Below are 6,611 nucleotides of genomic sequence, written 5' to 3'. Positions count from 1 at the left end.
GGGAATTTTGCAAAGGTCTCAGGCCGTCTGAAAAATATGTTTTCAGACGGCCTTTGTTTTGCAGGGTTTAGCGGCGGTCGATGATTCGGTAATACACTTCGCCGTCTTGGACATAGCCCAATTCGACACGGGCAATTTCGGCAATGGCCTCTTGTCCGTGTGCCAAGTCTTCAACTTCCGCATTGAGGAAATTGTTGCGCAAAGTGAGCGTTTGGTTTTTTTCCTCCTGACGGACGAGCTGCTCCTGCAATTCTTCCGTATGCCCGACGCTGCCTTTGCCAAACCAAAGGCTGTACTGACAGCACAAAAGTGCGAAGGTTAAAACAAAAGTCACCCACTTCATACAATCAATATCCTATATTCTGCTTATTTGCCCAGTTGGTAGAATGCGGCTTTTCCAGGGTAGTAGGCGGCTTCGGCCAATTCTTCTTCAATGCGCAACAATTGGTTGTATTTTGCCATGCGGTCAGAACGGGACAGGGAGCCGGTTTTGATTTGCATACAGTTGGTGGCAACTGCCAAGTCGGCGATGGTGCTGTCTTCGGTTTCGCCGGAGCGGTGGCTCATTACGCTGGTGTAGCGGTTGCGTTTTGCCAAGTCGACGGCTTTCAGGGTTTCGCTCAATGTACCGATTTGGTTGACTTTGACCAGCAATGCGTTTGCCACGCCTTTTTCGATGCCTTCAGCCAAGATTTTTGGATTGGTTACGAACAAGTCATCGCCGACCAATTGAACTTTGCCGCCCAATTTTTCGGTCAGCAGTTTCCAGCCTTCCCAGTCGTTTTCGTCCATGCCGTCTTCGATGGAAATGATTGGGAATTCGTTAACCAGGCCTTCCAAGTATTCGGCAAATTCTGCGCTGGTGTAAGAGCGGCCTTCGGCTTCCAAGTGGTATTGGCCGTCTTTGTAGAACTCGCTGGATGCGCAGTCCAGAGCAAACAATACGTCTTCGCCTGCTTTGTAGCCTGCGGCTTCGGTTGCTTCAACGATCAGTTGCAGCGCTTCTTTGTGGCTGTTCAGGTTAGGTGCGAAACCGCCTTCGTCGCCGACGGTGGTTGGGAAGCCTTTGGCATCACACAGTTTTTTCAGTGCGTGGAAGATTTCGGCACCGCAACGCAGAGCTTCACGGAAAGATTTTGCGCCGACAGGCATGATCATGAATTCTTGGATGTTCAGGCTGTTGTTGGCATGTTCGCCACCGTTGATAACGTTCATCATCGGAACAGGCAGAGCCATTGGGCCTGCGCCGCCCAAGTAGCGATACAGAGGCAGGCCTGCATCTTCAGCGGCTGCGCGTGCTACGGCCATAGAAACGGCCAAAGTGGCGTTGGCACCCAAGTTGCCTTTGTTTTCAGTACCGTCCAATTCGATCATGATTTGGTCGATATACGATTGTTCGTTGGCATCGATACCGATGAGGGCTTGCGCGATTTGGTTGTTGACGTGGTCAACGGCTTTCAATACGCCTTTGCCCAAGTAACGGGATTTGTCGCCGTCACGCAGTTCCAAAGCTTCTTTTTGGCCGGTTGATGCGCCGCTAGGTACGGCTGCGCGTCCCATGACGCCGGATTCCAACAATACGTCACACTCTACGGTAGGGTTGCCGCGGGAGTCCAAAATTTCGCGGGCAAAAATATCAACGATTGCGCTCATGAATATCTCCAAATAGGATGGTAAAAGAAAAGTAGCTTTGTTACGTTTCAGACGGCCTTAAGGATGATTGCCAAAGTCTGATGAATGCAGACATTATACCGTCTTTGCCAAGTATGGCATCGGAGTCGGTATGAAACCGACTGTAAGTTTGTTTCACGTCAATATCGCTCAAACAAACATAAGCCGTATAGTGTAACATTTTTTACCCTTTTTAGGGTGAAAAGCTGATTAAATAAGGCATAAGGCCGTCTGAAAAACGGATTAGCCTTCGCCCAAAATCATCGAGCCTACGCCGTCATCGGTCAGCACTTCCAAGAGCAGGGCGTTGGGAACGCGGCCGTCTATGATATGCGTGGCTTTGACACCGCTTTTGGCGGCTTCGACGGCTGAGGCAATTTTAGGCAGCATACCGCCGTACAGCGTGCCGTCTTCAATCAGTTCGTCAATGCGGCTTGGTGTCAGGGTGGTCAATAATTTGCCTTCTTTATCCAGTACGCCGGGGATATTGGTCATCATCAGCAGTTTTTCGGCCTGAAGTTTTTCCGCCAGTTTGCCAGCAACCAAGTCGGCATTGATGTTGAACGCTTCGCCGTTTTGACCTACGCCGATGGGTGCGATGACCGGAATGCAGCTGCGTTCGACCAAGCCTTCCACCAAACGGGTGTCGATGTCGGCCACTGTACCGACTTGGCCGATGTCCACGCCTTTTTGTTCGGGCGTGTCGATCAGGAGTTTTTCCGCTTTGATGAAGTGGTTGTCGCGGCCGGTAATGCCGACGGCGCGACCGCCGAAGGTGGTAATCATGGAAACGATTTCTTTATTGACGTGTCCGCCCAAAACCATTTCTACAATGTTCATGGTTTCGCTGTCGGTTACGCGCATACCTTGAACAAACTCTCCTTTTTTGCCGACTTTTTCCAACATTTCATTGATTTGCGGGCCGCCGCCGTGAACGATGACGGGATGCAGACCGATTAGTTTGAGCAGGACGACATCGCGTGCGAAACCCTCTTTTAAGGCAGGTTCAGTCATGGCGTTGCCGCCGTATTTGATGACGATGATGGAGCCGGAAAAACGGCGGATATAAGGTAAAGATTCGGCAAGGACGCGTGCCTTGATGGCAGGGGAGACAGATTGTTGCTGGGTCATGGTTTCAACCTTGTTTCATGATTTCGGCCTTTATCTTAATCCCAAAGGCCGTCTGAAACAATATTTCCAAACGCTTGAAATCCTGTTAAATCAGTTAAATGGTTGAAACCAGCCTCATGCAAACGGTAAAATGACGGTTTGCTTCGGCCTCTTCGCCGATTACTAAGGATACCCATGATGAAAATCAGCACCCAATTCGATGCCGGTTCGGTCGTTGTCAAAGATTTGAGCAACCCTGCCGATATCCGTCTCGCCCTGCGTCCCGACAATGCTTCGGAGTTTGCCCAATGGTTTTACTTCCGTTTGCAGGGTGCGGCCTATCAAAACTGCGTGATGCATTTTGAAAATGCGGCGGACGCTGCGTATCCTTTGGGCTGGGAGGACTATCAGGCTTGCGCCTCTTACGACCGCCAAAATTGGTTCCGCGTGCCGACAAGCTACGAAAACGGCGTGTTGACCATCAACCATACGCCTTTGTCCAACAGCGTTTACTACGCTTATTTCGAGCCTTATTCCAACGAGCAGCATTTGAACCTTTTGGGCGATGCGCAGGGCAGCGGTTTGTGCCGTATCGACGACTTGGGCAGTACCGTTCAGGGCCGCGATATCAATCTTTTGACCATCGGCAACCAAGTCGAAAGCGATATGAAAGTCTGGATTATCGCCCGTCAACATCCGGGTGAAACCATGGCGGAATGGTTTGTCGAAGGTTTGCTGGGCCGCCTGCTTGATCCGCAAGATCCGACCGCGCGCATGCTGCTTGACCGTGCGACTTTTTACATTGTGCCGAATATGAATCCGGACGGTTCGGTTTTGGGTAATCTGCGCACAAATGCCGCCGGCGCCAACCTCAACCGCGAATGGGAAAACCCGACTTTGGAGCGAAGCCCCGAAGTCTTTGCCGTCCGCGAAAAAATGATGGAAACCGGCGTGGATTTATTCTTGGATATTCACGGCGATGAAGGCCTGCCGTTTGTCTTTGTGGCCGGTACCGAAGGTGTGCCGAACTACAACGAGCGCATCGAAGCTTTAGAAGACCAATTCAAACTTGCGCTGCTCAATGCCAGCCCCGATTTCCAAGACGATTACGGCTATGACAAAGATGCGCCGGGTCAGGCAAACATGACTTTGGCGACCAACTGGGTCGGCAATCATTTCAACTGCCTTGCCTATACTTTGGAAATGCCGTTTAAAGACAATGCCAACCTGCCGGACGACGATTTCGGCTGGAACGGCCAACGCTCGCTGCGCTTGGGCGAGGCAATGTTGTCTGCTATTTTGAATGTGGTTGGCGATTTGCGTTAAACCATCCGACACCGCATACAGGCCGTCTGAAAGTTCAGGCTTTCAGACGGCCTTTGAGATAAGGAACACACATCATGATAATACATCCCCAGTTTGATCCGGTGCTGATCAGCATCGGCCCGCTTGCCATCCGCTGGTATGCCTTGAGCTATATCGTCGGCTTTATCCTGTTTACGATTTTGGGCCGCCGTCGTATCGCGCAGGGCAATTCTGTGTTTACTAAAGAAACACTCGACGATTTCCTGACTTGGGGTATCCTGGGCGTCATCTTGGGCGGACGTATCGGCTACGTTTTGTTTTATAAATTTTCCGATTATCTTGCCAACCCGTTGGATATTTTCAAAGTTTGGGAAGGCGGTATGTCGTTTCACGGCGGCTTTTTGGGCGTGGTCGTTGCCATGTGGCTGTTTGGCCGCAAGCACAACATCAGTATCTTGAAATTGATGGATACCGTTGCGCCGCTCGTACCGCTGGGCTTGGCTTCAGGCCGTATCGGCAACTTTATCAACGGCGAACTTTGGGGACGCGTGACCGAACTCAATGCTTTTTGGGCGATGGGTTTCCCGCAAGCACGTTACGAAGATGCAGAAGCTGCGGCGCACAATCCTTTGTGGGCCGAATGGCTGCAACAATACGGTATGCTGCCGCGCCATCCGTCTCAGCTTTACCAGTTTGCCCTTGAAGGCATTTGCCTGTTTGTCATCGTTTGGATTTTCTCGAAAAAACCGCGTCCGGCCGGTCAAACGGCGGCATTGTTCTTGGGCGGTTACGGTTTGTTCCGCTTTATTGCCGAATTTGCCCGTCAGCCTGACGACTATCTCGGCCTGTTGACCTTGGGCTTGTCCATGGGTCAATGGTTGAGCGTGCCGATGATTGTATTGGGTGTGATTGGTTTTGTTTGGTTTGGCCGTAAAAACAGTGTTGCCAAAGCATAAATAAAACAATAAATAAAGGCCGTCTGAAAACCTTTTCAGACGGCCTTTTTATGGCTTCAAGCAAACGGATTTCGGGTTTAACCGAAAAAGCCCATTTTGACTTGAATGAGTTTTTCCAACTCCGGCAGGACGCGGCGGCGTGAGACGAAGAAGATAATATGGTCACCGTCTTGCAAGATGGTTTCGGTGTGGTGTCCCATGATGACTTCGCCGGTTTCGCCGCGGACGATGGCGGCAATGTGGCAGTCGTTCGGCCATTTAATGCCGCTGATGCGGCGGCCGACAATGGCGGAAGTATTTTTATCGCCGTGTACCACCACTTCAATGGCTTCGGCCGTACCGCGGCGCAAAGGATGGACGGCGACGATGTCGCCGCGGCGGATGTGGGCGAGAATGGAGCCGATGGTAATCAGATGGGGGGAAACAACGATATCGATTTTGTTACCTTCGAGCAAATCGACGTAGCTTGAGCGGTTAACAATGGTGATTACGCGTTTGGCACCAAGGTTTTTCGCCAAAAGGCTGGACATGATGTTGTTTTCGTCATCGTTGGTCAGCGCGCAGAAGACGTCGATTTCGTCGATGTACTCTTCGTCCAGCAGGGTTTCGTCGGTGGCGGAACCTTGCAGGACGAGGGTGTTGTCCAGATTTTCGGCCAGCCATTCGGCGCGCTGGGGTTTGTATTCGATGATTTTGATGTCGTATTTGGATTCGAGCTGCTTGGCGAGGCGGTAGCCGATGTTGCCGCCGCCGCCAATCATGATGCGGCGGGTGCGCGCTTCTTTTGGACGCAATTCACGCATGATGGCTTCAACGCTGTTGATGTCGGCGGCAAACAGGACTTCGTCGCCTTCGATGATGACGGTTTGCGGGGTAGGGACGATTAGGCGGTTGTTGCGGTAGATGGCGCAGATTTGGCAGTCCACACCTTCGGGCAGGTGCTGGTTGATGTCGGTAATTTCACGGCCGATCAGCAAACCGCCTTTGCGGGCTTGAACAATCACCATGCGGACTTGGTCGTTGGCAAAGCTGAGTACCTGCAATGCGCTGGTGTAGCTGAGCAGGCCGACAAGTTGCTCGGTAACCAGTTGTTCGGGGCTGATGGTTTCGGTAATGCCGAAGATGTTGAGGCTGCCTTCTTCGGGATTGTCGCTGCCGGCAACCGGATACTCGAGGTATTCGCTTGAGCGTACGCGTGCAATACGGCTGGGGATGTTGAAAAGGTCGGCGGCGATTTTGGAAGCAACGATGTTGGTTTCGTCGCTGCGGGTCAGGGCAAGCAGGAGGTCGGAGTCCGCCGCGCCTGCTTGTTCGAGGGTAAAGGGCGATGCGCCGTTGCCGACGATGGTTTGGACATCAAGGCGGCTGCTGATACGGTTGAGCGCTTTTTCGTCGATGTCGATAATAGTGACGTCGTTGCTGGGAACGGAGGCAAGGTTTTGGGCGACGGTCGAGCCGACTTGGCCGCTGCCGAGGATGAGTATTTTCACGGTAATTGAGTGTGTTCGGTAAAAATGAAATTGTAACAAAAGGCCGTCTGAAATTGGAGTTTTCAGACGGCCTGAGTTT

General features: G+C 51.9%; 6 protein-coding genes. 2 read left to right on the top strand and 4 right to left on the bottom strand.

All coding sequences use genetic code 11. The features are described from left to right. Positions 1-67: 67 nt before the first annotated feature. From ftsB to argB, 3 genes are all read right to left on the bottom strand, one after another. Positions 68-343, bottom strand: coding sequence for a cell division protein FtsB (gene ftsB / locus HMPREF2700_RS11255; protein WP_003679613.1), 276 nt, complete (start codon positions 341-343; stop codon positions 68-70). 23 nt (positions 344-366) lie between these two features. Next, positions 367-1,653: a phosphopyruvate hydratase gene (eno, locus tag HMPREF2700_RS11250; protein WP_070592172.1), complete on the bottom strand. Its 1,287-nt coding sequence runs from the start codon at positions 1,651-1,653 to the stop codon at positions 367-369. Positions 1,654-1,914: 261 nt separating this feature from the next. Continuing rightward, positions 1,915-2,802, bottom strand: a complete 888-nt coding sequence (argB, locus tag HMPREF2700_RS11245) for an acetylglutamate kinase (protein ID WP_070592171.1) — start codon at positions 2,800-2,802, stop codon at positions 1,915-1,917. A gap of 174 nt (positions 2,803-2,976) precedes the next feature. Here argB and HMPREF2700_RS11240 point away from each other — a divergent pair, with 174 nt between their 5' ends. Together HMPREF2700_RS11240 and lgt are read left to right on the top strand one after the other, a co-directional pair. Beyond that, positions 2,977-4,107 carry a M14 family metallopeptidase gene (locus HMPREF2700_RS11240; RefSeq protein WP_070592169.1) on the top strand — a complete coding sequence of 377 codons (1,131 nt, stop codon included), beginning with the start codon at positions 2,977-2,979 and terminating at the stop codon, positions 4,105-4,107. 74 nt (positions 4,108-4,181) lie between these two features. Beyond that, positions 4,182-5,042: a prolipoprotein diacylglyceryl transferase gene (gene lgt / locus HMPREF2700_RS11235; RefSeq protein WP_070592167.1), complete on the top strand. Its 861-nt coding sequence runs from the start codon at positions 4,182-4,184 to the stop codon at positions 5,040-5,042. 77 nt (positions 5,043-5,119) lie between these two features. Here the strand turns inward: lgt and trkA are convergent, their stop codons facing one another. Continuing rightward, on the bottom strand, positions 5,120-6,532 hold the full coding sequence (trkA, locus tag HMPREF2700_RS11230) for a Trk system potassium transporter TrkA (RefSeq protein WP_063076477.1): 1,413 nt from the start codon (positions 6,530-6,532) through the stop codon (positions 5,120-5,122). Positions 6,533-6,611: the final 79 nt, after the last annotated feature.

The sequence above is a fragment of the Neisseria sp. HMSC068C04 genome (assembly GCF_001810105.1).
Classification (GTDB): Bacteria; Pseudomonadota; Gammaproteobacteria; order Burkholderiales; family Neisseriaceae; genus Neisseria; species Neisseria flavescens_B.
The sequence above is the reverse complement of the archived record's forward strand: the minus strand, read 5'-3'. Positions and strand labels throughout refer to the sequence as shown.

Bases quoted from the DNA above. Each gene is read 5' to 3' on its own strand.
- argB (WP_070592171.1), bottom strand. From the start codon at position 2,802: ATGACCCAGCAACAATCTGTCTCCCCTGCCATCAAGGCACGCGTCCTT.
- ftsB (WP_003679613.1), bottom strand. From the start codon at position 343: ATGAAGTGGGTGACTTTTGTTTTAACCTTCGCACTTTTGTGCTGTCAG.
- HMPREF2700_RS11240 (WP_070592169.1), top strand. From the start codon at position 2,977: ATGATGAAAATCAGCACCCAATTCGATGCCGGTTCGGTCGTTGTCAAA.
- eno (WP_070592172.1), bottom strand. From the start codon at position 1,653: ATGAGCGCAATCGTTGATATTTTTGCCCGCGAAATTTTGGACTCCCGC.
- lgt (WP_070592167.1), top strand. From the start codon at position 4,182: ATGATAATACATCCCCAGTTTGATCCGGTGCTGATCAGCATCGGCCCG.